Source organism: Mycobacterium sp. 29Ha (genome assembly GCF_032883055.1).
GTDB classification, from domain to species: Bacteria; Actinomycetota; Actinomycetes; order Mycobacteriales; family Mycobacteriaceae; genus Mycobacterium; species Mycobacterium gallinarum.
The window spans coordinates 68,904-91,599 of sequence record NZ_JAMQTI010000029.1 but is presented as its reverse complement, the minus strand read 5'-3'; the positions used below and the strand labels follow the sequence as shown (position 1 = coordinate 91,599).

Here is a 22,696-nt window from a genome sequence, read left to right as displayed (position 1 = left end):
GCAACGAATGCCCCCACGCGCGCATCTTGACGTGAGGCAACAGGCCGACACGATTCCTGCTTTTCATCAAAACTTGACACGTGTAAAGTTTGGCCGCATGGACAACATCCACGGGAAGACCATCGCGATCACCGGTGCCGCTCGCGGCATCGGATACGCCACCGCCAAGGCGCTGCTGCAGCGTGGCGCCCGCGTGGTTATCGGTGACCGTGACGTCGCCCTTCAGGAGTCGGCAGTTGTGCAGCTCACCAAGCTCGGCCAGGTCTCGGGCTATCCGCTCGACGTCACCGACCGCGAATCCTTCGCGACATTCCTGGACAAGGCGCGCACCGAGGGCCGCGGCCACATCGACGTCCTGATCAACAACGCCGGCGTGATGCCGATCGGCCCGTTCCTCGAACAGACCGAGCAGGCGATCCGCTCGTCGATCGAGGTCAACTTGTACGGCGTAATCGCCGGCTGCCAGCTGGTGTTACCCGACATGATCGCCCGCCGCAGCGGCCACATCATCAACATCGCCTCGCTGTCCGGGTTGATCCCCGTCCCGGGCCAGGTCGTCTATGTCGGCGCGAAGTTCGGCGTCGTCGGGCTGTCCGCGGCGCTGGCCGACGAGGTCGCGCCCCACGGCGTCGACGTCTCCGTGGTCATGCCGCCGTTCACCAACACTGAGCTCATCTCCGGCACCAAGAGCAGCGGCGCGATCAAGCCCGTCGAACCCGAGGACATCGCCAAGGCTGTGATCAAGACTCTGGACAAGCCGAAAACTCATGTGTCCGTGCCGCCGCCGTTGCGGTTCACCGCGCAGGCCGCACAGATGCTGGGCCCCCGCGGCCGTCGCTGGCTGAACCGCAAGCTCGGACTGGACCGTGTGTTCCTGGACTTCGACACCACCGCACGCGAAACCTACGAGCAGCGCGCGCGGGCGGCTCAGGGCGTCGTCGAGGGTCCCGACAAGCCCTAGGCGAACTGCGGGATCGGGTTCCCCATGCGGTAACCCTCGATCACGTCCAGATTCTCGAACAACTCCTCGAGCCCGAACTGGTAGTCGTCGGCGGTGCCGACGAACACGACGTGGACGACGTCGGCGTCGTCGGACGTCATCGCGATCGTGGTCACGGGCACCACGTCGCCGTCGTCAGGGACCTCCGCCGTCGACGGGATGAAATACCATAGCGCCGATTCATCATCGGAGAGCTCTTCGTCAAAAACCCAGCCGCGCTCCGTGATTCGCTCATCCAGTCGCTCCAGCACCGCAGCAAGTTCGATGTCGTCGGAGAGCCCTTCGAGCACGGTCTCGGGAATCCATCGCGAATTCTGGGCAGCCTGCCGCTTCTTGCGGCGAGCCTGTTTCGCTTGGGACTTGCGAGACACGTTGAACCTACGACAGCGCCTGGTCGAGATCGCCGATGAGGTCCTCGGTTCCCTCCAGCCCCACCGAGATTCGCACCACCCCGTCGCCGAGACCGATCGCGGCGCGACCCTCCGGACCCATCGAGCGGTGCGTGGTGGTGGCCGGGTGGGTGATCAGCGACTTGGAGTCGCCGAGGTTGTTCGAGATGTCGATGATCCGCAGCTTGTCGAGCACCTCGAATGCGCGTTCTTTCCCCGCGGTTGAATTGCCGGCACCGCCGGCGGCCTTGAGCTCGAACGTCACAACCGTTCCGCCACCGGTCATCTGGCGCTTCGCCAGGTCGTACTGCGGATGCGACTCCAGGAACGGGTACCGCACCCAACTGACCGCCGGATGGTTCTCCAGGAACTCGGCGACGCGGTGCGCCGACGCGTTCTGGTGCTCGACGCGCACCGACAACGTCTCCAGACCCTTCAGCAGGGTCCACGCGTTGAACGGGCTCAGCGCGGGGCCGGTGTGCCGCATGAGCTTCTGCACGGGCTCGTCGATGTACTGCTTGTCGCCGAGAATTGCGCCGCCGAGCACCCGGCCCTGCCCGTCGATGTGCTTGGTGCCCGAATACACCACGACATCGGCGCCCAACGGCATGCCCTGCTGCAGAATCGGCGTGGCGAAAACGTTGTCCAGCACAACTTTCGCGTCGACCGCATGGGCCATCTCACATACCGCGGCGATGTCCACCAGCTGCTGCATTGGGTTCGACGGCGTCTCGAAGAACACGGCTCGGGTGGGCTTGGAGGAGTCGGTCAGCGCCTCCTCCCACTGCGATAGATCGTCGCCGTCGACGAACACCGTCTCCACACCCCAGCGCGGCAGGATCTCGCTGCAGACCACGAAGCACGAACCGAAGAGGCTGCGCGCGGCGACCAATCGGTCACCCGCAGCCAGCAGTGCACCCAGCGACGTGAACACCGCCGCCATGCCCGTCGCCGTCGCGAAACACGCTGGCGCACCCTCGATCAGCCGCAGCCGCTCCTCGAACATCGAGATCGTCGGGTTTCCGTAGCGCGAGTAGACGTAGCGGTCGATGTCACCCGTGAACGCCTTCTCCGCCTCTGCCGCAGAGGAATACACGTACCCCGACGTGAGGTACATCGCCTCGGCGGTCTCCTGAAAGCCGGACCGCAGCAGGCCGCCGCGCACTCCGATGGTCGCCTGGCTGACGCCCTCGGGCAGTTCGGCCGGCCGACGGACGGAATGACCCTCTGGGCTCATGACTGCCTCCACGGCAGGCCGGCGGCCTTCCATCCGGTGACGCCACGATGTCGGTGCTCATCGAGGTCGCCTTCGAATCCGTCGAGCATGTTGTATGAGGGGGCGATGCCCGCCGCGGTGGCGGCCTCGGCGGCGCCGATCGAGCGGTTGCCGGAACGGCACAGGAACACCACCGGCCGGTCCCCTGGCGTCACGCCCGCGGCCTTGAGATCGTCGACGAAATCGTCATTGTGCTTACCGTCGGAACTGTTCCATTCGACGTAGACAACCTCGCGATCGAGGCTCGACAGATCGGCCACCCCGACGAACCGCCACTCGGCGTCGGTCCGACAGTCGACCAATACCGCCTCGGGGTCATCGGCCAGCAGCTTCCATGCCTCCTCAGGCGTGATGTCTCCGGCATAGCTCACGATCGTGAGTGTCCCACAGCTAGCCAGGGGCCTGTGTACAGACCTTCCATGCCCCGTCCTCGAGCACGAACGTCGTTTCGACATCGATGGTGACGTCCGACGCCTTGTCGAACTGGTAGGCCACCTTGGCCGTAGCGCGATCGCCGTTGACCACCACGTCGGTCACGTCGGCGATGCGTCGCGTCCCCTGTTTTTCCTTCGAATCGCGTTGATCGGCAAGCACTTCAGCCTCGGTGCCCTGCTCCGAACGGCACGTGTTGCTGCGGAAGTCGCCGTAACTCTCCTTCTGCAGCGCATCGTTCTGCGCCACCGCCGCGCGCACGATCTGCTGCTCAGGCGACACCTCGTCACCCTGGAAGAAATTCACCAGCGCAATTGCGATCACGACAATCGAAATGATTGCCAGCGCACCCAGGAACGGTGCCGCAGAAGGCCGGTCCGCGCTGGGCTCCGGTTCGGAAGCGGGCTTGTTCATGGCTGCCAGAGCCTGCGCAGCGCCGCGGAAACCCGGCGGGCCCGGTCCCTGGCGATGATCGGGTCCTGCGCAGTCGCAAGCGCCACCCCGAGGCGGCGCCGCCCCTCGGTCTCATCGGGCCTGCCGAACAGTCGGACATCGCTTTCCGCCACGGCCAGCGCCTCGGTCAGCACCGCGTTCAGCGCAGCGCCACCACTCTCGGTCGCGTCCGCCCCGGCGTAACTGACCTCCGCGGCCGCCGGCGAGATCATGATGGTGTCCACCGACAAACCAAGGATCGCGCGCGCGTGCAGCTCGAACTGCGAAAGTCGTTGTGAGCGAAGCGTTACCAGCCCGCTGTCATACGGTCGCGGCCGTACGTTGTCGAAGTAGACCTCGTCACCGCGCACCAGTACCTCGACGCCGAACACACCGCGGCCACCCAGCGAGTTGACGATCCGGGCCCCGATCGACTTCGCGGCATCCAGCGCGGCGGGTGACAGCTGCTGAGGCTGCCAGGACTCGAGCATGTCGCCGCCAAGCTGCCGGTGCCCGATCGGTTCACAGAAGTGCACCACGGGCCCGGTCGATCCGATGGTGCGGATGGTGAGCAGTGTCACCTCGAAATCGACCTCGACGACGGCCTCGGCCATCACCCGGTTGTGCGGTATCCGGCCCGCGGCGACGGCGCGATGCCAGGCCGGCTCGACGTCTTCGGGACGCACCAGCACCGACTCGCCCACCCCGGGAGCCGCCGCAATCGGCTTGACGACCAGCGGAAAGCCCGCGTGCCGAGCTACGGCGGTCAATTCCTCCGCAGAACCCGCGAACCAGAACGGTGCGGTTGGCAAGCCGAGTTCGTCGGCGGCGAGCCGCCGCAGCCCCTCGCGGTCGAGGGACAGCCGGGTGCTGCGCGGCGTCGGGAACACCTCGATGTCGCCGCGTTCGGCCACCGCGATCAGCGCGTCCGCGGCGACCAAGGTCGCCTCGGCCACCACGTACCTCGGCTGCTCCTTCTCGATCACCGCCGTCACCGCGTCGGCGTCGTTCAGCTTCACGACGGCCGATCGGTCGGCGACGCCGTGCGCCGGCGCATCGGCATAGCGATCCACCGCGATGACGGTGGCGCCGAGCCGCTGAAACGCCAGCGTCAGCTCCCGGCTCAGTTCGCCCGATCCGAGCAGCATGACCGTGGTCTGGGGGGCGGGTTCGGGACTGGGTTCGGGCGCCGTCTCGACCTCGTCGGAGTCGATCTGCGCCATTAACTCGTCACTGTCGGTCGTTTCACTCATCGCGGGTCCAGCCTGCCAGATGTCAGCGCAGCCGCGCGTCGATGTAGCACCAGCGCCAGTTCTCGCCCGGCTCGACCGATCGCATCACGGGATGGCCGGTCTGCCTGAAGTGTTCGTCGGCGTGCTGGTGCGGGCTGGAATCACAGCATCCGACGTGCCCGCAGGTGAGGCACATTCGCAGGTGGGCCCAGGCGCCCTTGCCGTCCTCGATGCAGTCCTCGCAGTGCCCCGGAGTGCGCGGATCGGGCTCGGCGGCATCATCAGCGGCGTCGAGGTGTTCGCACGTATCGAGGGCCTTCGTCAGGGGGACCTCGGAGGATTTCGCTGCACGCGCACGTGATCTCCTCAGCATGCTGATCAACGATACGGACGGCGACACAGGAGGCTGAGCGACGTGGGCGCATCACTGCTGGCGGTTCTCATGCTGTCGATCCTGTTGGCCGCTGTCGCCCGCCGCTTCGACGTCTCCGCACCGCTGGCCCTCGTCATCGCGGGACTGCTCGCCAGCAACCTGCCCGGGCTGCACGACGTCGTGCTCGAACCCGAGCTCGTTCTGTACGTGATCCTGCCGCCGCTGCTGTGGTCGGCGGGCACCGAGAGCAGCTACGTCGCGCTGAGAACGAACCTGCGTCCCATCGGTCTGTTGGCTGTCGGACTCCCCCTCGCGACGACTTTCGCGGTCGGTTTCGTCGCCTACCAGACGGTTCCCGAGCTCACCGTGGCCGCGGCGCTGACCCTCGGCGCGATCGTGGCGCCGCCCGATGCGGTGTCCGCGACCGCGGTGGGCAGACGACTGGGCCTGCCCCGACGGACCATGGTCCTGCTCGGCGGTGAGAGGCTGCTGAACGACGCGACGGCGTTGACGGCCTACAAGGTGGCGTTGGCGGCCGCGATCGGAACGGCGGCGACGTGGAGTTCTGCCATCGGCACGTTCGCGCTGGCCGCGGTCGGCGGCGGCGCCGTCGGAATCGGGTTCGGTGCGCTGATCTCCTACATCCGGTCACGCCTCGACGACCCGGTCGTGGAGAGCGCTATCGCGTTGATCGCCCCGTTCGGCATCTACCTCGTCGCGGAGCTGATCCACGGGTCCGGCGTGATCGCCGTGGTGGTGGCGGCGCTGATCCTCGGCCAGCGCTCGGCGCACGCCGGCTACGCGACTCGGCTGCAGGACTTCGCGCTGTGGCAGTCCGTCGTGTTGATCCTCGAGTCATTCGCGTTCCTGTTGATCGGGCTGCAACTGCCCGAGGTCATCGATGAGCTGGTGGGAATCCGGGCCTCGGTGCTCATCTGGTCGTCGGTCGCGGTGTTCACCACGGTGATCGCAGTTCGGATCGCGTGGGTGTTCATGTTCGCCTACCTGCCGCCGTTGTTGTTCCGGCGCATCAGGGAGCGTGAACCCACACCGCCGCCGTCGCAGGTGTTCGTCGTGGCGTGGGCGGGCATGCGCGGGGTGGTGTCACTGGCCGCCGCGGCAGGCGTGCCGCTGGTGACGCTGTCCGGCGATCCGTTCCCCGGCCGGCCGCACCTGGTGTTCCTCACGTTCGTCGTCGTGGTGGGCACACTGCTGCTGCACGGGCTGACGCTGCCGTGGGTCATTCGGCTGCTGAACGTGCGGGGCGACGACCCCCAGCAGGACCGGCTCGCCGCGGTTCAGGCGCAGGACCGCGCGGCACGCGCCGCCGCGGACCGGCTCGACGAGCTGCTCGCCGAGTCGCAGGACACCGCCGAAACTCCCGAGCGCGCCGCCGAGGTACTGCGGGCGTGGAACACGCGACGGCTCAACAGCGCATGGGAGCGGCTCGGGCGCACGGACGAGGAGATCGGCGAGAGCCCGGCCGCCGCGTTTCGCCGGCTGCGGCTGGAAATGCTTGGAGCCGAACGTAAGACGTTCATCGAAGAGCGCGACGCAGGGCGCATCAACGACGAGGTGCTGCGCACCATGTTGCACGGACTCGATCTCGAGGAGGCGACCCTCAACCGGACGTAGCGTCGAGCTGGTTGCGGAACGCATCCATCGCAGCGATGAGCGCCGTGAAGGTGCGGTGCGCGGCGCGTAGATCGTCGTCGGAGACTCCGGTCAGCGCGATGCTGGTCTGCTCGGCCAACGGGGTGAAAAAGCCGCGCGCGACGTGCATTCCGTGGTCGGCGACGCGCAGGATGACCTTGCGACGGTCGGCGGGATCGGACTCGCGCAGCAGGTGCTTCGATGCGATCATGCGCTCGACCAGGTACGTGATCGCTGCGCCGGACATGCCCATCCGTTTGCGGAGTTCGCCCGCGGTCAGCGGGGTTCCGGCGGTCTCGGCGACCATGATGTGCAGCAACGCACGGAAGTCGTTGGCCCCGACTTCGTGTTGCCCGGCGAAGTGCCTGCCGATCTGGTCGGACTCCGCGTTCATCGCCCGCACATCGGCCGCGATCATCGCCTCGAGTGCCTCGCGGTCGTCGTTCACAGGGGAAGCATATGTCGAGAACTTTCATTTGATTAATATTTAAGTATCTGAAATATTGTAGGCATGTCGCGTCGCTTGTCCTGGCTACTGGCAGTGCTGGTGGTGGCCGTCTCCGGTGCGTTGATGGCGCTTCTCGCCGGTGATGACTCCAGCGAACGTTCCCCGGTAGCGGTACCCGAGGACGCCGAATCCGCGCGCGCAGACGCGATCCGCGCACAGTTCCCCGGGGGTGACGAAGTCCCGGCAATCATCGTGATCACGCGCAACGACGGCGCCCGACTGGATGCCGCCGACCTCACCGCGATCCAGCAGAAATGGCAGGCCCAGGTATCCGAAGACGGTGCGGCCGCACTGACCGTCGTGCCGTTGAACGCCGACCTCACCGGATTCGCACTCAGCGACGCGGTCACGGAGCTTCGGCAGTCGGCGGCCGACGGGCTTCCCGCCGATCTGCGGACCGAGGTCACCGGTGGGCCCGCGTTCGGCGCCGACATCGCGAACTCCTTCTCGGGGGCCAACATCACACTGCTCGCGGTCACCGCGGCGGTCGTGGCGCTGCTGCTGATCGTCACCTACCGATCTCCGGTGCTCTGGCTGGTACCGCTGCTGGTGATCGGCTTCGCCGACCGGGTGGCCGCTGTGGTGGGCACCGCGGTCGCCAGCGGGCTCGGGATGAATCCCGACGGTTCGACGTCGGGCATCACCAGTGTGCTGGTATTCGGTGCCGGCACCAACTACGCCCTGCTGCTCATCTCCCGCTATCGAGAGGAGTTGGGCCGCAACGATGATCACCACGAAGCCCTCGATGTCGCGGTGCGACGCGCCGGCCCGGCGATCATCGCGAGCAACGCGACCGTGGTGCTGGCGCTGCTGACGCTGCTGTTCGCGTCGTCGCCGAGCGTGCGCAGCCTGGGCGTACAGGCCGCTGCGGGTCTGGTGGTCGCCGCGGTCTTCGTGCTGCTCGTACTGCCGCCGCTGCTCGCCCTGTTCGGCAAGCGGTTGTTCTGGCCCTTCATCCCGCAAGTCGGGGCGGAACCCCTGACCGACAGCGGAATCTGGCACCGCATCGCCGAAGCGGTGGCCAAGCGGCCCGCCCGGGTCGCGATCGTTTCCATCGCGGGCCTTGCGCTGCTGTGTACCGGCTTGTTGACCACACCCGTCGGACTCTCACAGACCGAACAGTTCCGGGTACAGGCCGAATCCGTCAGCGGCTACCAGACTTTGGCGAATCATTTCCCGAGCGGTCTCACCGATCCCGCGCGCGTCATCGCGCCGACCGACCGGGCCACCGACATCCAGCAGGCGATCGCGGACACCCGCGGCGTGCTGTCCGCCGTCCCGGCCGGACAGAGTCCCGCTGGCCTGTCGCAGTGGTCGGTGGTCATCGACGCCGAGCCAGCGTCGGATAGGGCTTTCGAAACCATTGATGCGCTGCGCGATTCGGTGCACGCGGTCGACGAGGACGCATTGGTCGGCGGGTCCGACGCGACGGCACGCGATGCGAGTGCGGCCGCCGGGAACGACCGGCTCGTGGTGATCCCCGCGATTCTCGTCGTCGTGCTCGCGGTGCTCTACGTGCTACTGCGTTCGGCACTGGCGCCGCTGATCCTCGTCGCCGTCACGGTGCTCAGTGCGCTGGCGGCGCTGGGGCTGGGCGGCTGGGCCAGTGTCCACCTTTTCGGATTCCCGGCTTTGGACAACACGGCGCCGCTGTTCGCGTTTCTGTTCCTGGTGGCTCTCGGCGTGGACTACACGATCTTCCTGGTCACCCGTGCCCGCGAAGAGACCCCGACGCACGGCACCCGCGACGGGATCGTCCGCGCCGTGTCCGCCACCGGGGCCGTCATCACCAGTGCAGGCATCGTGCTCGCGGCGGTGTTCTGTGTACTCGGAGTGCTTCCGCTGATCGTCCTCACCCAGGTCGGCATCATCGTGGGCCTCGGCATCCTGCTGGACACCTTCGTCGTGCGGACCGTGATCATCCCTGCGCTGTTCACGCTCATCGGCCCGGCGATCTGGTGGCCCAGTCTCAGGACCGACGACTACCGTCCACCTGGTGGACGTACAGCGGGTCGACACCGCGCTCGGGAAGGTGCGCATCCGCACTAGGGGAACCGGCGAAGCCATCATGTTCTGGCCGAGCCTGTTGATGACCGGCGACATGTGGTCATCGCAGGCCGACCACTTCGGTTCGATGCGCCAGGTCATCCTCGTCGATCCGCCAGGCCACGGTGGTAGCCAGAAGCTCGCTGCACCATTTACTTTCGACGATTGTGCGCAAGTCATCGTCGACATACTCGACAGCCTCGGCGTGCAGCGGACACACTTCGTCGGTAACTCGTGGGGCGGGATGATCGGCGGCACGTTCGCGGCGAGCCATCCCGACCGCATCGGCCGCGCGGTGCTGATGAACTGCACCGCATCGCCCGCGGGCGCACGGCAGAAGCTCGAGTACGGATTCCTGTTGCGCTTGGCGAACCTGCTCGGTGGCGTCCGGCCACCCCTGACCCGCTCAGTCCTCAACGCGTTCCTCGGGCCCACCACCTTTCGGACGCGTCCCGACGTCGTGGAATTCGTGCGGAACACCGTGCAGGCCGTCGACATGCGGTCCGGCGCGTGGGCGGTGCGCAGTGTGGTGCCCAGCCGTCCGGACCAGCGTTCGCTGTTCGCGAAAATCTCGACGCCCGTGCTGGTGGTCGCCGGCATCGAGGACGCCACCTTCGGAGTGCCGGAGACGTCCGCAATGGCCGAGGCCATCCCGGGTGCGCAGCTCGTCGTGCTGGACGGGGTGGCACACCTTGCCGGGCTCGAGAATCCGCCTCTGGTCAACGAGTTGATCCAGGAGTTCGTTTTTCGCGGGTAGCGTCAAGAGATGACCGGCACCTCCGGAACCCAGGCCCCGCAGCTGCCGCTGCACATGCGGCGCAATGCGTTCGACCCGACTCCGGAACTACGCGAGATCCGCGAGACCACCGGGGTTCGCACCGCGACGAACTCGTTCGGTATGACGGTGTATCTCGTCACCAGATACGAAGACGTCAAGGCGGTGCTGTCCGACCACGAGCGGTTCTCCAACAGCCGCCCGCCGGGGTTCTTCATGCCAGGGGCACCGCCGATATCCAACGAGGAGCTGGCCGCGTCGCGGGCGGGCAATCTGCTCGCCATCGACCCACCGGAGCACCAGCGTCTCCGTCGCATGCTCACCCCCGAGTTCACCATCCGCCGGATGAAGCGGCTGGAACCGCGCATCGTCGAGATCGTCGATCAGCACCTCGATGCGATGGAAAACGCCGGTCCGTCAATCGATCTGGTGGAAAGCTTCGCGCTGCCGATCCCGTCGCTGGTGATCTGCGAGCTGCTCGGCGTACCCTATGACGATCGCGACGACTTCCAGCGACGCAGCGTCCGCCAGCTGGATCTGTCCATTCCGATGGCCGACCGCATCGAGCTGCAACGGCAGGGCCGCGACTACATGCAGACGCTGGTCGACCGTGCGCGCAGGCATCCCGGCGACGACATCCTCGGGATGCTCGTCCGCGAGCACGGCGACGAGTGCACCGACGCCGAACTCATCGGCATCGCGGGTCTGCTCCTGCTCGCCGGGCACGAGACCACGTCGAACATGCTCGGCCTCGGCACCCTTGCCCTCCTGCGGTATCCCGAACAACTCGCCGCGGTCCGTGACGATCCCGACGCGGTCGGGCCCGCCGTCGAGGAGCTGCTGCGCTGGCTGTCGATCGTGCACAGTGCCATCCCACGGTTCACCACCACCGAGGTAGAGGTGGCCGGCGTACGGATCCCCAAGGGGGAAATGGTTTTCGTGTCGATGCCGTCCGGCAATCGGGACCCCGACTTCATCGACGACCCCGAGACATTCGACATCGGGCGAGGCGCGATCGGACACTTGGCCTTCGGGCACGGAGTGCACCACTGCCTCGGAGCCCCACTCGCGCGCATGGAGATGCGGATCGCGTTCCCGGCGTTGTTGCGCCGGTTCCCCACCCTGGCGCTCGCCGAGGATTTCGACGACGTGCAGTTCAGGTCGTTCCATTTCATCTACGGCCTGAAGTCGTTGGAGGTCACGTGGGAGGTGACGCCGTGAAAGTCGCAGCCGATCGCGATGTGTGTATCAGCGCGGGCAACTGCTTGATGTCGGCACCGGCGGTGTTCGATCAGGACGACGACGGCATCGTGGTTGTCCTGACAACCGAGGTGCCCGCCGGTGAAGAGGCGCACGCGCGCGACGCCGTGAAGCTCTGCCCCTCAGAGGCTTTGCGAATCGTCGACTAGCGGCCGTCGCGTTCGAGGTCGATGACGCCGGCCCTGCTCAACAACAGCAGGCTGACGACCAGCACCCAGGTGGGGAAGGCCAGCGTCAACCACATGGTGATCTCGCTGGCGAGAATGCATCCCACGGCCACCAGATACGTGACGATCACCAACCAGCGCGGCATCAGTCCCGTCTTCAGCCAGATCGTGGCCAGGGACATCATGAACACCGCGGCCATCCGTAACGCGTAGGTCTTGCTGAGCGTGAGCAGCAGCACGCGCCCGAAATCCGCGGTCTCGCCGGAGCTGTGGGTCAACGCCGCACCGACTGCCGACGTCACGAAGATCATCGCCAGAAACAGCAATCCGCTGCCGAGGAACACCGACGAGAAGAACTTGTCCTCGTAGCCCCCGAAACCATCGCGGACCACGCCGATGAACCACAGAAAGAGGATGCCGGCGAAGGGCATCAGCAACGACGCGATCCGGATGCTGTGGTCGCTCTGGGTCCACTGCATGCCAGGGGCGGCGCCCTCGGGCAGCGAGATGCGGATCAGCACGAGCGACGTCCCGAACAGGAGCGCGAACAACACGCCCGCCGCCGCGGCCGCACGAGGCGTCGACAGGTTACGAAAGTGGATGTTGACCGGTGCTTGTCCGGGCTTGCTTGTCACCGGGTCATCGTGGCACTTCTACGGCTGGCCGGGGAGCAATCTGATCATCAGCCCGTTCGCCTCCGCGAGGAGCTTCTCATCCCGGTCGCGCAGTTCGGCATTGACGAACGCCTTGCGTCCCTCGACCTCCCGCACCCATCCGCGCGCCACGAGCGGCGTGTCGATCGGTGTCACATTGCGATAGTCGACGTGAAGGAACGCGGTACGGCTGATCGGCCGGCCCGCCGCGTGGATCACCATGCCGAACACCGAGTCGAACAACAGCGGCAGGACCCCGCCGTGCACGGCGTAGTTGCCGCCTACGGAAAAGCGACTGAAGTGGACATCGAGTTCGACGCCGTCGGCCTCGAACCGGGTGACCCGGTAGGGCGGCATCAGCAGGCTGCCCGACCCGGGCAGGGACGGGACGCGGTTGGCCGGACCGACGCCTTCGGCCGCTTCGAAGGGGTCCAGCAGCTTGACCAGTTCCTCGGCACGGTCGGCTGCCTGTTCCCAGGTGGCGCTGTCCGGATCGGCGGACACCGCCAAGTCCTGCGCACGCCGCATCGCGGTGAGGAACCGCCCGAATCCCGGACCGGGTTCGGCCGCCTGGAAATTCGGGAAGCCGCCGTGCTTGTCGTAGTCGGGGTCTAGTAGATGCGGGTCGTCTGTCACGTAGCCGCCAGAATGTCGCGGCGCACGATCGTCTGCTCGCGCCCCGGGCCGACGCCGATGCACGAAACATGCGCGCCGGCAAGCTCTTCCAGACGCAGCACGTAATCGCGCGCCTTGGCGGGCAGGTCGTCGAAGTCGCGTGCGTCGGAGATGTCCTCCCACCAGCCGGGCAGTTCCTCGTAGATGGGTTCGGCGCGGTGCAGGTCGGACTGGGTCATCGGCATGTCATCGACACGTTTCCCGTCGACGGTGTAGCCGACGCAAACCGGCACGGTCTCCAGGCTCGAAAGCACATCGAGTTTGGTGAGGAAGTAGTCGGTGATGCCGTTGACCCGGGTCGCGTAGCGGGCGATGACGGCGTCGAACCATCCGCAGCGGCGCCGCCGCCCAGTCGTCACGCCGACCTCGCCGCCAGTCTTCGACAGGTACTCGCCGAACTCGTCGAACAGCTCGGTGGGGAACGGTCCCGAGCCGACGCGGGTGGTGTAGGCCTTGAGGATCCCCAGCACCGTCGTGATGCGTGTCGGACCGATACCTGACCCGACCGCCGCGCCCCCCGCAGTCGGATTCGATGACGTGACAAAGGGATACGTTCCGTGGTCGACGTCGAGCAGCGTGCCCTGCGAACCTTCGAGCAGCACCGTTTCGCCCTTTTCCAGCGCGGTGTTCAGCAGGTAGCGGGCATCGGCGATGCGGTGCTTGAAACCCTCGGCCTGGGCCAGCAGGTTGTCGACGACCTCCGCGGGCTCGAGCGCTTTGCGGTTGTAGATCTTGACCAGCACCTGGTTCTTGAAATCCAGTGCGCCCTCGATCTTTTCGGCCAACTGACCCTCGTCGAGCACATCGGCGACCCTGATTCCGATACGGGCGATCTTGTCCTGGTAGCAGGGACCGATGCCGCGGCCGGTGGTGCCGATCTTCTTGCTGCCCGCATACCGCTCGACGACCTTGTCGATCGCCACGTGATACGGCATCAGCAGATGCGCGTCGGCTGAGATCAGCAGTCGCTCGGTGTCCACGCCGCGGTCCTCGAGACCCTTGAGCTCGTTGAGGAGGACTCCCGGATCGACCACGACGCCATTGCCGATGACGTTGGTGACGCCGGGGGTGAGGATGCCCGACGGGATCAGATGAAGGGCGAAGTTCTCGCCCGTTGGCAGCACCACCGTGTGGCCGGCATTGTTGCCGCCCTGGTAGCGCACCACCCACTGCACTCGGCCACCGAGTAGATCGGTGGCCTTTCCTTTGCCCTCGTCGCCCCACTGTGCGCCGATGAGCACGATTGCCGGCATCGCGTACTCTCCCGCTTGATCTGCCCAAAGTCTGGGTCCAGCCGGTGACCCACCCTATCCCAGCCGACGCCGAGGAGCCCCTTTGACAGCCGCTGACATTGCGGTGTTGCTGGTCGGCGGCAGAAGGATGCCCCGGTCGCTGCGTGGGCTGGCCACGATCAGCGAGGATGCCGTCACCGAATCTCGGCGCGTGATCGTGGTGGGTTCGCAGGCCGACGTGGCCGCAGTCCTGAGCCGGTTGCTGAAGGCCGACCGCCTGGATGTGGAGGTCGCGCACGTGCGATGGCCGTGGCAGGCCAGGCGCGCCCGCGCCGGCACTGCCACCCGAGTCCCGCTGATCAGGGACGAAACCGGGAAGGTGATCGTCGGGGCCGCGCATTGGCTGCCGCCGGACGACAGCGCCGCCACGCTCCGCGGCGAGGCCACCGTCGACGACGTCGTGCTGTTCCACGGCGATGTGACCGCGGTGCGCATCGAACCGACCACGACCATGCCCGGGCTACGGGCCGCCGCGCTGTCGTCGCGCATGCGCCCGAAGCGCTGGGTCGCGGGCCGCGCCGCACAGCTCGGTACCGAAGGCGCGCTCGTCGTCCGCGACGGGGTGGCCGGACAGCGACCGGTCCGCCGGTCGACGTTCTATCGACACACCGAGGGCTGGCTGTCGGTTCGGTAGCGTCAAACCGTGAACGTCCGTCCGCTGCACCCGCGGGCCTCGGTGCGCCCGAGCCCGGTTTTCCTGGCGATCGTCGCGCTGACGGCCGTTGGCGGCTGGTTGGCCTGGTTCTCGGCGAGCGCGGTCGGGCCGCTCGCCTACGTCGGGGTTTTCATCTTCGTGGTCGCCGGTTGGGTGGTGACGCTGTGCCTCCACGAGTTCGGCCACGCGTTCACTGCGTGGCGCTTTGGTGACCACGACGTCCCGGTGCGCGGCTATCTGACCCTCAACCCTTTCAAGTACTCGAATCCCCTGCTGTCGATCGTGCTTCCGGTGGTGATCATCGCGATCGGGGGCATCGGGCTGCCAGGCGGTGCGGTATGGGTGCGGACGTCATTCATGACCAAGGCCCAACGGACACTCGTCAGCCTCGCGGGCCCGTTCGCCAACCTCGTGTTCGCGGTGCTTCTGCTGGTGCCGACGGCACTGCTGCGCGACCAGGAACACGCGGTGTTCTGGGCGGCCATGGCGTTCCTGGGTTTTCTCCAGGTCACCGCGTTCGTGCTGAACATGCTGCCCGTGCCCGGGCTGGACGGGTACGGCGCGCTCGAGCCGCATCTGAGCCCGCAGACCCAACGCGCGCTGGAACCGGCCAAACAATGGGGTCTGCTCGTCCTGATCGTTCTGCTGTTCACCCCCCAGCTCAACCGGTGGTTCTTCGAGCTGGTGTTCTGGTTCGTCGAGCTCTCCGGTGTGCCCGGCGGCCTGGCAATGGCAGGTATGGATCTCACCCGCTTCTGGTCGGCCTGGTTCTGAGCGAGCCTCTTGCGACATATGCACGTTTACGCATAGGTTGTCGGTATGGGCGCTGGGCACGACCACGGAACGCGCGATGCGCGGGTGAGCCGGATGCTGATCGCCGCGGCGATCCTGACGGCGTTCTTCGTGATAGAGCTCGTGACCGCGCTGTGGATCAACTCGATCGCGCTCCTGGCCGACGCCGGCCACATGCTCACCGACCTCGTCGCGATGTTCATGGGCCTGACCGCGGTCCTGCTCGCCAAACACGGCAGCGCGTCACCGGCGCGCACCTACGGCTGGCATCGGGCCGAGGTGTTCACCGCCGTCGCCAACGCGGTGCTGCTCCTCGGGGTCGCGGCTTTCATCCTCTACGAGGCCGTCGAACGCCTCGGTGACGCGCCCGATGTCCCGGGCGTGCCGATGATCGTCGTGGCACTGGCCGGCTTGGTCGCCAACGCGATCGTCGTACTGCTGTTGCGGTCACACTCCGAGAGCAGCCTCGCCGTCAAGGGCGCCTACATGGAGGTCGTCGCCGACACCGTCGGCAGCATCGGTGTGCTGATCGCGGGAATCGTGACGGTGACCACCCGCTGGCCCTACGCCGACGTCGTGGTTGCGGTGTTCGTCGCACTGTGGGTGTTGCCGCGCGCCATCGCCCTGGCCCGCGCGGCCCTGAGGATCCTGTCGGAGACGTCGCCCGCGCACATCGACGTCGACGAACTGCGCCAGGCGCTATGCGACGTGGACGGCGTCACCGAGGTACACGACCTGCACGTGTGGACGCTGGTCCCGGGCAAGGACATGGTGACCGCGCACCTGACCAGCACGCGGGATGCCGCCCTGGTGCTCGATGACGCGCGCGCCGTACTCACGGCACGCGGACTCGATCACGCCACGGTTCAGGTGGAACCGCCCGAGGGCGCCGCCGACTGCAAGTGCGAGGCGGAGACGTGAGAAATCAAGCCAGCCCGAGCGCCGGCCTGGCCTCGGGATCGCAGTCGTCGAGCAGATCCACGCAACGCTGATACTCGTCGGTTTCGCCGATCTGGCCCGCGGCCTGCGCCAACGCGGCCACGCAACGCAGGAATCCGCGGTTGGGTGCGTGACCGTATGGAACCGGTCCGAAGCCCTTCCACCCGTTGCGGCGCAACTGGTCGAGTCCGCGGTGATAGCCGGTCCGCGCGTAGGCGTAGGCCGTCACGGCCTGGTCGGCGGCGAGCGCCTGTTCGGCGAGGGTGGCCCATGCGACCGACGCCGATGGATGCGCAGCGGCCACGGTGGCCGGGTTTTCGGCGGCGGCCAGTTCGGCCTCTGCCGCCGGGTCGCCGGGAAGCAGGACCGGATCCGGCCCGAGAAGGTCACCCATCCGTGTCATGTGGCCCATTGTGCCGTGCGGCTTCCGGCGGTCGTCCCGCCGGATGGTTAAGCTTTGCGGCCGAAGCGTTGTAACGGAGGGCTGCAGTACCGATGTCGAATCCACAGGGGCCGGACCAGCCGGATGAGGTCACCGACCAGGGGGCCGACGAGTCTGCGCCTGCAACCGAGGTGATGGGGTCCGCCGAACCCGAACAGGAAGCGGCAACGGAGGTGATCTCGACCGAGGCGTTGTCTCAAGATCCCGCCGCGCCGGAAGAGCCCGAGCGCCGGTTCACCGCACCCTCCGGTTTCGACGCCGGCGTGACGACGCGGATCGACAGACCGTCCGAACCCGCAACCGAGGTCATGGCCACGTCCGCCGCACCGGTGGCGAAACCCGTTTCGCCACAAGTCATTCCGCCGCGCGGCGACGTGCCCAAGCCGCCGCCGTCCAAACACCGCAGCTGGGGCTGGGTGATCGCGGTCGTGCTGGTGATCGCTGCGCTGGTGGCCGTCGCGGTGCTCGGCACGCTGTTGCTGACCCGCGATTCTGAGCCCTCGGTGTCCCAGGAGGATCGGGTGCGCTCCACCATCGAGGACTACGACGCCGCGATCGCGAAAGGCGATCTGGCCACGCTGCGCAGCATCACCTGCGGCAAGGCGCGCGACGACTACGTCACCTATAACGACAAGGTATGGTCCGACACCCACTCGCGGATAGCGGCGGCCAAGCGGTATCCCGTCATCGCCAGCATCGACCAGGTGGTGGTCAACGGCGACCACGCGGAGGCCAACGTCACGACGTTCATGGCCTACGCGCCGCAGACCCGCTCGACGCGAAGCCTGGATCTGGAGTTCCGCGACGACCAGTGGAAGATCTGCCAGGCACCGACCAGCTAGCTAGCCGGTCACCGAGCGACCCGCGCTGTGCAGGTCGCGGCACGCCTCTATGACGCGTTCGGTCATCGACGCCTCGGCCTTCTTCAGATAGCTGCGCGGGTCGTAGGCCTTCTTGTTGCCGACTTCGCCGTCGACCTTGAGCACGCCGTCGTAGTTCGAGAACATGTGCCCCGCGACGGGCCGCGTGAACGCGTACTGGGTGTCGGTGTCGACGTTCATCTTCACGACGCCGTAGCGCAGCGAGTCCTCGATCTCGGACTTCAGCGAGCCAGACCCACCATGGAAGACGAAGTCGAAAGGCTTTGCGTCGTCCGATAACCCGAGCTTCGCCGCCGCCACCTGCTGGCCCTGGGCGAGAATGTCGGGCCGCAGCTTCACGTTGCCCGGCTTGTAGACGCCGTGCACATTGCCGAACGTCGCGGCCAGCAGGTACTTGCCGTGCTCACCCGCGCCGAGCGCCTCGATGGTCTTCTCGAAATCCTCCGGCGTGGTGTAGAGCTTGTCGTTGATCTCGTGGGCCACACCGTCTTCTTCGCCGCCGACCACACCGATCTCGATCTCGAGGATGATCTTGGCGGCCGCGGCCTCCTTGAGCAGCTCGCGCGCGATGTCCAGGTTCTCGTCGATCGGCACCGCCGAACCGTCCCACATATGCGACTGGAACAGCGGGTTACCCCCGCCGGCGACCCGCTGCTGCGAGATCGCGAGCAACGGCCTGACGTAGGTGTCCAACTTGTCCTTCGGACAGTGGTCGGTGTGCAGGGCCACGGTGATCGGATACCTGTCGGCGATGACGTGGGCGAACTCGGCGAGCGCCACGGCGCCCGTCACCATGTCCTTGACGCCGAGTCCGGAGGCGAACTCGGCCCCGCCGGTGGAGAACTGGATGATGCCGTCACTACCGGCGTCCGCGAAACCCTTGATGGCCGCGTTGACCGATTCCGAGCCGACGCAGTTGATGGCGGGAAACGCGAAGGAATGTTCTTTGGCCCGGCTCAGCATCTCCGCGTAGACCTCGGGCGTTGCGATGGGCATATGCGTTCCTCTCGGCGATCAGTACGTACAGCGATTCTCGCAGGGGTGGGGCCACCGCACACGGTCAAGCCGAATCGACATTTCGGCAGCAACCGCCCAGACCGGTATCTTGGGGCCTTGTGACGACCTCCGCCGCTGCCAACCAGCTGGCACTCATGCCGGACTTCCTCGACCCGATGACGTTGCTCGGGTATTTCGGTACGTGGGCCCTGGTGGGACTGCTGGTAGTCATCTTCGTCGAGTCTGGCGTGCTGTTCCCGATCCTGCCGGGCGATTCGCTGCTGTTCGTGGCGGGCATGCTCGCCGCGGGCACCCAGGCGCTGCAGGCCGACGGCGGCGAGGTGATCAACTTCCAGCTCTGGCAGCTGCTGGTGTACATCCCCATCGCCGCGGTGCTCGGCGGGCAGGTCGGCTACTGGATCGGGCGCAACGTCGGCACCGCGATGTTCAAACCCGACGCCAGGATCCTCAAGCAGCGTTACCTCGACGAGGCGCACGCGTTCTTCGAACAACGGGGGCCGTTCGCGATCGTGATCGCGCGATTCGTGCCGATCGTGCGAACGCTGGCGCCGCTGACCGCAGGCGCCGCCCGGATGAACTACGCGGCGTTCACGTTCTTCAACGTCCTCGGCGCCGTCGTGTGGGGCGTCGGGCTGACGCTCCTCGGATACTGGCTCGGCCGGTTCCAGATCATCCAGGACCTCCTCGAGCCCATCGTGATCGGCATCGTGGTGGTGTCGATCCTGCCGATGGTCTTCGAGTGGTACAAGCGACGCAAGGCCGCCAAGCGCGCGGCGGGCGAAGCCGCCTAACCGCTCACCGCCGTACGGCCGCTCATTGGCGGCTTTCCTCCAGCGCCCGGATCAGGCTGGCCGAATCCCACGGGCCCTTGTGGCGCTTACCGTTGACGAAGAACGTCGGCGTCGAGTTCAGATCCATCGCCTCGGCGTCCTGTGCGTCGTCCTGCACGCGGTGTAACACCTTCGACGGATGAACCCGAACGTCCTGATCGAACTGTTCGAGATCGAGTCCCACCGCGTTGGCGTAGCGGTAGATATCCGACCACTCCAGGTCGTCCTGGTGCGCGAACAACTCCGTACCCATCTCGAAGTACTTGCCCTGCAACCCGGCAGCCTCGGCGGCGCGTGCCGCGTCGAAGGCACGCGGGTGAACCCTCTCCAGCGGCAGGTGTCGCCACACGTAGAGCAGGTCGTCACCGAAATGCGAACGCACTTCGTCGATCCCACCCGTCGCACGGCTACAGAACGGGCATTCGTAGTCGCCGTACTCCACCAGCGTCAAGGGAGCGTCGGGGTTGCCGCGGACGTGGTCGCGCGCGGGGTCCACGGGTCGAATCAGCTTGAGGCCGATGGGTTCCGGCGGGCTGACCAGGTCGGTGATGTGGAAGATGGCCCAGCCGAGGACCAATGCGATGAGCGACGCGGCGATGACACCGATACGCGCCTGATCCTGCCGCGCGGGTTCGCTGATCGCGATGTCGACGATGAAAAGTGAAATGGTGAAACCGATTCCGGACAGCGCGGCACCACCGGCGACCCGGCGCAACCGCAGCCCGGGAGCCAGCTGACCGAGCCCCGTTCGGCTCATCAGCCACGTCGCACCGGTGATGCCGATGAACTTCCCCAGCACCAGCCCGGCGATGATGCCCCACGTCAACGATGAGCGCGCCGCAGCGGACAGGCTCTCCGCGTCGAGCCTGACCCCGGCGTTGACCAACGCGAACAACGGCAGCACCAGGAACGACACGTACGGTCCGATGTCGGTCTGCAGTCGTTCGTTGATGGAAATCGATTGCCGCAGACGGCGGGTGGCCGTGCGGGCGTACTGAGAGTTCGGTGACTGCCGGAAAGCGCGGATCACCTCGACGGCGTCCTCGACCTGTCTGCGCTCGGGGGCGAATACGGGAATGAGTAACGCGAGCGCGACACCGGCGAGGGTCGGGTGGATTCCCGCCAAATACAGCCCGACCCACAACGCGAAGCCCAGCACCGCGTATGCGGGGCCGCGGGCGACAGGAAGAAACCGCACCAGCGCGATGGCGATGAGCAGTAGCGCCGACACCACCAGCGGTGCCACCTGGATCGAGTCCGAATAGAACACCGCAATCACGATCAGCGCACCGACGTCGTCGACGACGGCCAGGGTGAGCAGGAAGATCCGCAGTCGCCCAGGAAATTTCGGTTTGATGATGGCGAGCGCACCCACCAGGAAGGCGGTGTCGGTGGAAATCACCACACCCCAGGCGTGGGCGTTCTCGCCGGAGGGGTTGAGCACCAGGAATATGACGGCGGGCGCGACCAGACCCGCGATCGCCGCGACGACGGGTACCGCGGCTCTAGCTCTGTCGGTGAGCTCGCCGATGGCGAACTCCCGTGTCACTTCGAGGCCGACGATGAAGAAGAAGAACGTCATGAGCGCGTCGTTGATCAGATGCTTGACGCTCATGTCGAAGTGGTGCTCGCCGAACGAAACACCGACGTGGGTGTCCAGCAGGGTCCAATAGCTTTCCGCCCATGGCGAATTCGCCCAGATGATGGCGATGACTGTGGACAGCAGCAGCAGGCCCGCGGCGGCGTTTTCCCCAGGCTTCATCGATTTGAGGTCGCGGCCGAACCGCGTGGGAAAAGAATGAACGACGCGCGAAGCCGGCTCAGACGTCACGTGTCGGATACCGCGTGGGCCGCTTCCATGAGCATCCACCCTGCCAGCTGAACGGACAGATCGCGCTCTGGAACCTGCGACGAGTTGACGGCGCCCTCGACGGACTCGGCCTCCTCACCTGCCGCAGTGGGTATCTCGGCGGTGCGCTCCCAGAACGCCGCGAACAGTGGCAGGCCGTCGACGGTCTGCCGGTTGTCCCAGGCCGCCTCCGCCGACGTCAGCACCAGCTTGGTCGCGGCGGCCCTGGCAGCCGCGTCATCGTCGTCGTTTTGCGGCAGCGACGTGGCCACCAACGCCAGATAGCGCGCGAGGATCCCGTTGAACAGGCCGCCGTCGCCGCCGCCCGCACCCCGGATGATGCCCTCGGGAGCCATGTGGTCGCGTACCGCGGCGACCAGTCGGTGCACCCGCTTGGCGTGGTCGGCGTCCTCGGTGCGCATCGCGAGTTCGGTTTCCAGGCCGAGCACCACTCCCTGGCAGTAGGTGTACTGCGCGCGCACCATCGAACCGCCCTTGATCCCGTCGAACACCAGATGCGTCTCCGGATCGATCAGCGTCTCGTCGAGCCAGTCCGACATCTGCTGGGCCCGGCGCAGCCGGTCGTGGCGGGCGAGGAAGATCGCCGCCGGACCGTTGGCAGGGGCGTTGAAGAACTGGTCTTGTTTGCGCCATGGAATTCCGCCGCCGTCCTCGGGGACCCACGAGTTGAGGAACTGTTCGGACAGTGTGTCCAGCGCCCTGGGCCGCTCGACACCCGCGAGGCGCCCCGCCCGTTCGAGCGCGATGGCCAGCCACGCCATGTCGTCGTAGTAGTCGTTGGTCCAGCGCAGGTTGTTGCGTAGCCGGTGACCCCTGATCTGCCTGGCGATCTTCTGCTGGCGTTCAGGCTGCGGGTCGCGCAGTTGCGCGTCGACCAGGCAGTCCAGTAGATGGGCCTGCCACCAGTAGTGCCAGGTGCCGAACAGCCGGTACTTGCGCGTCGCCGGCCAGGCGACGACGCCCAGCTGAGTTCCCGGCACGGCCCACACCTTCTTCAGATGCCGCTTGGCGATCGCGGCCTCTGCGCTGGCCGCGCGGTTGGCCCATAGCTGATCCATGACTTCGATCCTGCCCTACCCGGCCTGCGAAATGTGCTCGGCTGAGAGG

The 22,696-nt window shown here is 66.6% G+C and carries 25 protein-coding genes; 11 read left to right on the top strand and 14 right to left on the bottom strand.

What is annotated here, in order from left to right; all coding sequences use genetic code 11:
* Window positions 1–97 precede the first annotated feature (97 nt).
* Window positions 98–961, top strand: coding sequence for an SDR family oxidoreductase (locus M1248_RS28410; protein WP_163734162.1), 864 nt, complete (start codon window positions 98–100; stop codon window positions 959–961).
* On the opposite strand, the gene M1248_RS28405 is transcribed toward M1248_RS28410, so the two are convergent.
* The 6 genes from M1248_RS28405 to M1248_RS28380 are packed head-to-tail and all read right to left on the bottom strand — an operon-like array spanning window position 958 to window position 5,134.
* The gene (locus tag M1248_RS28405) at window positions 958–1,371 is read right to left on the bottom strand and encodes a hypothetical protein (RefSeq protein WP_317150421.1); all 414 of its coding nucleotides are present in this window, start codon (window positions 1,369–1,371) and stop codon (window positions 958–960) included. The two genes, M1248_RS28410 and M1248_RS28405, sit on opposite strands and share 4 nt — an antisense overlap.
* A gap of 7 nt (window positions 1,372–1,378) precedes the next feature.
* On the bottom strand, window positions 1,379–2,626 hold the full coding sequence (locus M1248_RS28400) for an O-succinylhomoserine sulfhydrylase (RefSeq protein WP_163734157.1): 1,248 nt from the start codon (window positions 2,624–2,626) through the stop codon (window positions 1,379–1,381).
* Window positions 2,623–3,036, bottom strand: a complete 414-nt coding sequence (locus M1248_RS28395; RefSeq protein ID WP_163734154.1) for a rhodanese-like domain-containing protein — start codon at window positions 3,034–3,036, stop codon at window positions 2,623–2,625. Before M1248_RS28395 ends, M1248_RS28400 begins: the two co-directional genes overlap by 4 nt.
* Window positions 3,037–3,055: 19 nt before the next feature.
* A complete protein-coding gene (locus M1248_RS28390) occupies window positions 3,056–3,511 on the bottom strand; it encodes a lumazine-binding protein (protein ID WP_317150420.1) in 456 nt (151 codons plus the stop codon).
* Complete coding sequence (purT, locus tag M1248_RS28385; protein WP_317150419.1) at window positions 3,508–4,782, bottom strand: formate-dependent phosphoribosylglycinamide formyltransferase; 1,275 nt, start codon at window positions 4,780–4,782, stop codon at window positions 3,508–3,510. Before purT ends, M1248_RS28390 begins: the two co-directional genes overlap by 4 nt.
* A 22-nt stretch (window positions 4,783–4,804) precedes the next feature.
* Window positions 4,805–5,134 carry a UBP-type zinc finger domain-containing protein gene (locus tag M1248_RS28380; protein ID WP_317150418.1) on the bottom strand — a complete coding sequence of 110 codons (330 nt, stop codon included), beginning with the start codon at window positions 5,132–5,134 and terminating at the stop codon, window positions 4,805–4,807.
* A gap of 42 nt (window positions 5,135–5,176) precedes the next feature.
* On the opposite strand from M1248_RS28380, the gene M1248_RS28375 reads away from it, so the two are divergent.
* Window positions 5,177–6,769, top strand: a complete 1,593-nt coding sequence (locus tag M1248_RS28375; RefSeq protein WP_317150417.1) for a Na+/H+ antiporter — start codon at window positions 5,177–5,179, stop codon at window positions 6,767–6,769.
* On the opposite strand, the gene M1248_RS28370 is transcribed toward M1248_RS28375, so the two are convergent.
* The gene (locus tag M1248_RS28370) at window positions 6,756–7,205 is read right to left on the bottom strand and encodes a MarR family winged helix-turn-helix transcriptional regulator (protein ID WP_163738139.1); all 450 of its coding nucleotides are present in this window, start codon (window positions 7,203–7,205) and stop codon (window positions 6,756–6,758) included. The genes M1248_RS28375 and M1248_RS28370 overlap by 14 nt on opposite strands.
* A 93-nt stretch (window positions 7,206–7,298) precedes the next feature.
* On the opposite strand from M1248_RS28370, the gene M1248_RS28365 reads away from it, so the two are divergent.
* From M1248_RS28365 to M1248_RS28350, 4 genes are read left to right on the top strand one after another with little or no spacing between them, the layout of a single operon-like run.
* Window positions 7,299–9,344: an MMPL family transporter gene (locus tag M1248_RS28365; RefSeq protein WP_317150416.1), complete on the top strand. Its 2,046-nt coding sequence runs from the start codon at window positions 7,299–7,301 to the stop codon at window positions 9,342–9,344.
* 19 nt (window positions 9,345–9,363) lie between these two features.
* Window positions 9,364–10,098 carry an alpha/beta fold hydrolase gene (locus M1248_RS28360; RefSeq protein ID WP_410506746.1) on the top strand — a complete coding sequence of 245 codons (735 nt, stop codon included), beginning with the start codon at window positions 9,364–9,366 and terminating at the stop codon, window positions 10,096–10,098.
* A 9-nt stretch (window positions 10,099–10,107) separates the two neighbouring features.
* Window positions 10,108–11,337: a cytochrome P450 gene (locus M1248_RS28355; RefSeq protein ID WP_163734134.1), complete on the top strand. Its 1,230-nt coding sequence runs from the start codon at window positions 10,108–10,110 to the stop codon at window positions 11,335–11,337.
* Entirely contained in the window at window positions 11,334–11,525 is a 192-nt protein-coding gene (locus M1248_RS28350; RefSeq protein ID WP_317150414.1) for a ferredoxin, read from the top strand. Before M1248_RS28355 ends, M1248_RS28350 begins: the two co-directional genes overlap by 4 nt.
* Here the strand turns inward: M1248_RS28350 and M1248_RS28345 are convergent.
* Genes M1248_RS28345 through M1248_RS28335 form a run of 3 tightly spaced genes read right to left on the bottom strand, consistent with a single transcriptional unit; the run spans window position 11,522 to window position 14,124 of the window.
* Window positions 11,522–12,178: a hypothetical protein gene (locus M1248_RS28345; RefSeq protein WP_410506745.1), complete on the bottom strand. Its 657-nt coding sequence runs from the start codon at window positions 12,176–12,178 to the stop codon at window positions 11,522–11,524. The genes M1248_RS28350 and M1248_RS28345 overlap by 4 nt on opposite strands.
* Before the next feature lie 18 nt (window positions 12,179–12,196).
* Window positions 12,197–12,832, bottom strand: a complete 636-nt coding sequence (locus M1248_RS28340) for a PaaI family thioesterase (protein ID WP_317150413.1) — start codon at window positions 12,830–12,832, stop codon at window positions 12,197–12,199.
* The gene (locus M1248_RS28335) at window positions 12,829–14,124 is read right to left on the bottom strand and encodes an adenylosuccinate synthase (RefSeq protein ID WP_163734124.1); all 1,296 of its coding nucleotides are present in this window, start codon (window positions 14,122–14,124) and stop codon (window positions 12,829–12,831) included. The genes M1248_RS28340 and M1248_RS28335 overlap by 4 nt, the downstream gene beginning before the upstream one ends.
* Before the next feature lie 82 nt (window positions 14,125–14,206).
* On the opposite strand from M1248_RS28335, the gene M1248_RS28330 reads away from it, so the two are divergent.
* Genes M1248_RS28330 through M1248_RS28320 form a run of 3 tightly spaced genes read left to right on the top strand, consistent with a single transcriptional unit; the run spans window position 14,207 to window position 16,531 of the window.
* Window positions 14,207–14,797 (top strand): peptidase M50, encoded by a 591-nt coding sequence (locus M1248_RS28330; RefSeq protein WP_317150412.1) that lies wholly within the window; start codon window positions 14,207–14,209, stop codon window positions 14,795–14,797.
* A 9-nt stretch (window positions 14,798–14,806) separates the two neighbouring features.
* On the top strand, window positions 14,807–15,592 hold the full coding sequence (locus M1248_RS28325) for a site-2 protease family protein (RefSeq protein WP_317150411.1): 786 nt from the start codon (window positions 14,807–14,809) through the stop codon (window positions 15,590–15,592).
* A gap of 45 nt (window positions 15,593–15,637) precedes the next feature.
* The gene (locus tag M1248_RS28320; protein WP_317150410.1) at window positions 15,638–16,531 is read left to right on the top strand and encodes a cation diffusion facilitator family transporter; all 894 of its coding nucleotides are present in this window, start codon (window positions 15,638–15,640) and stop codon (window positions 16,529–16,531) included.
* A 4-nt stretch (window positions 16,532–16,535) separates the two neighbouring features.
* Here M1248_RS28320 and M1248_RS28315 read toward each other — a convergent pair whose 3' ends face one another.
* Complete coding sequence (locus M1248_RS28315) at window positions 16,536–16,952, bottom strand: DUF3151 domain-containing protein (protein WP_317150409.1); 417 nt, start codon at window positions 16,950–16,952, stop codon at window positions 16,536–16,538.
* Between the two features lie 92 nt (window positions 16,953–17,044).
* Between M1248_RS28315 and M1248_RS28310 the strand changes: the two genes are divergently transcribed.
* Window positions 17,045–17,833 (top strand): DUF4878 domain-containing protein, encoded by a 789-nt coding sequence (locus tag M1248_RS28310; protein ID WP_317150408.1) that lies wholly within the window; start codon window positions 17,045–17,047, stop codon window positions 17,831–17,833.
* Here the strand turns inward: M1248_RS28310 and fbaA are convergent, their stop codons facing one another.
* Window positions 17,834–18,868, bottom strand: a complete 1,035-nt coding sequence (gene fbaA, locus M1248_RS28305) for a class II fructose-bisphosphate aldolase (protein WP_317150407.1) — start codon at window positions 18,866–18,868, stop codon at window positions 17,834–17,836.
* 155 nt (window positions 18,869–19,023) lie between these two features.
* Between fbaA and M1248_RS28300 the strand changes: the two genes are divergently transcribed.
* On the top strand, window positions 19,024–19,680 hold the full coding sequence (locus tag M1248_RS28300) for a VTT domain-containing protein (protein ID WP_163738133.1): 657 nt from the start codon (window positions 19,024–19,026) through the stop codon (window positions 19,678–19,680).
* A gap of 22 nt (window positions 19,681–19,702) precedes the next feature.
* Here the strand turns inward: M1248_RS28300 and nhaA are convergent, their stop codons facing one another.
* Together nhaA and M1248_RS28290 are read right to left on the bottom strand one after the other, a co-directional pair.
* The gene (gene nhaA / locus M1248_RS28295) at window positions 19,703–21,481 is read right to left on the bottom strand and encodes a Na+/H+ antiporter NhaA (protein WP_317150406.1); all 1,779 of its coding nucleotides are present in this window, start codon (window positions 21,479–21,481) and stop codon (window positions 19,703–19,705) included.
* Window positions 21,482–21,546: 65 nt separating this feature from the next.
* Window positions 21,547–22,647 (bottom strand): glycoside hydrolase family 76 protein, encoded by a 1,101-nt coding sequence (locus tag M1248_RS28290; protein ID WP_163734099.1) that lies wholly within the window; start codon window positions 22,645–22,647, stop codon window positions 21,547–21,549.
* Window positions 22,648–22,696: the final 49 nt, after the last annotated feature.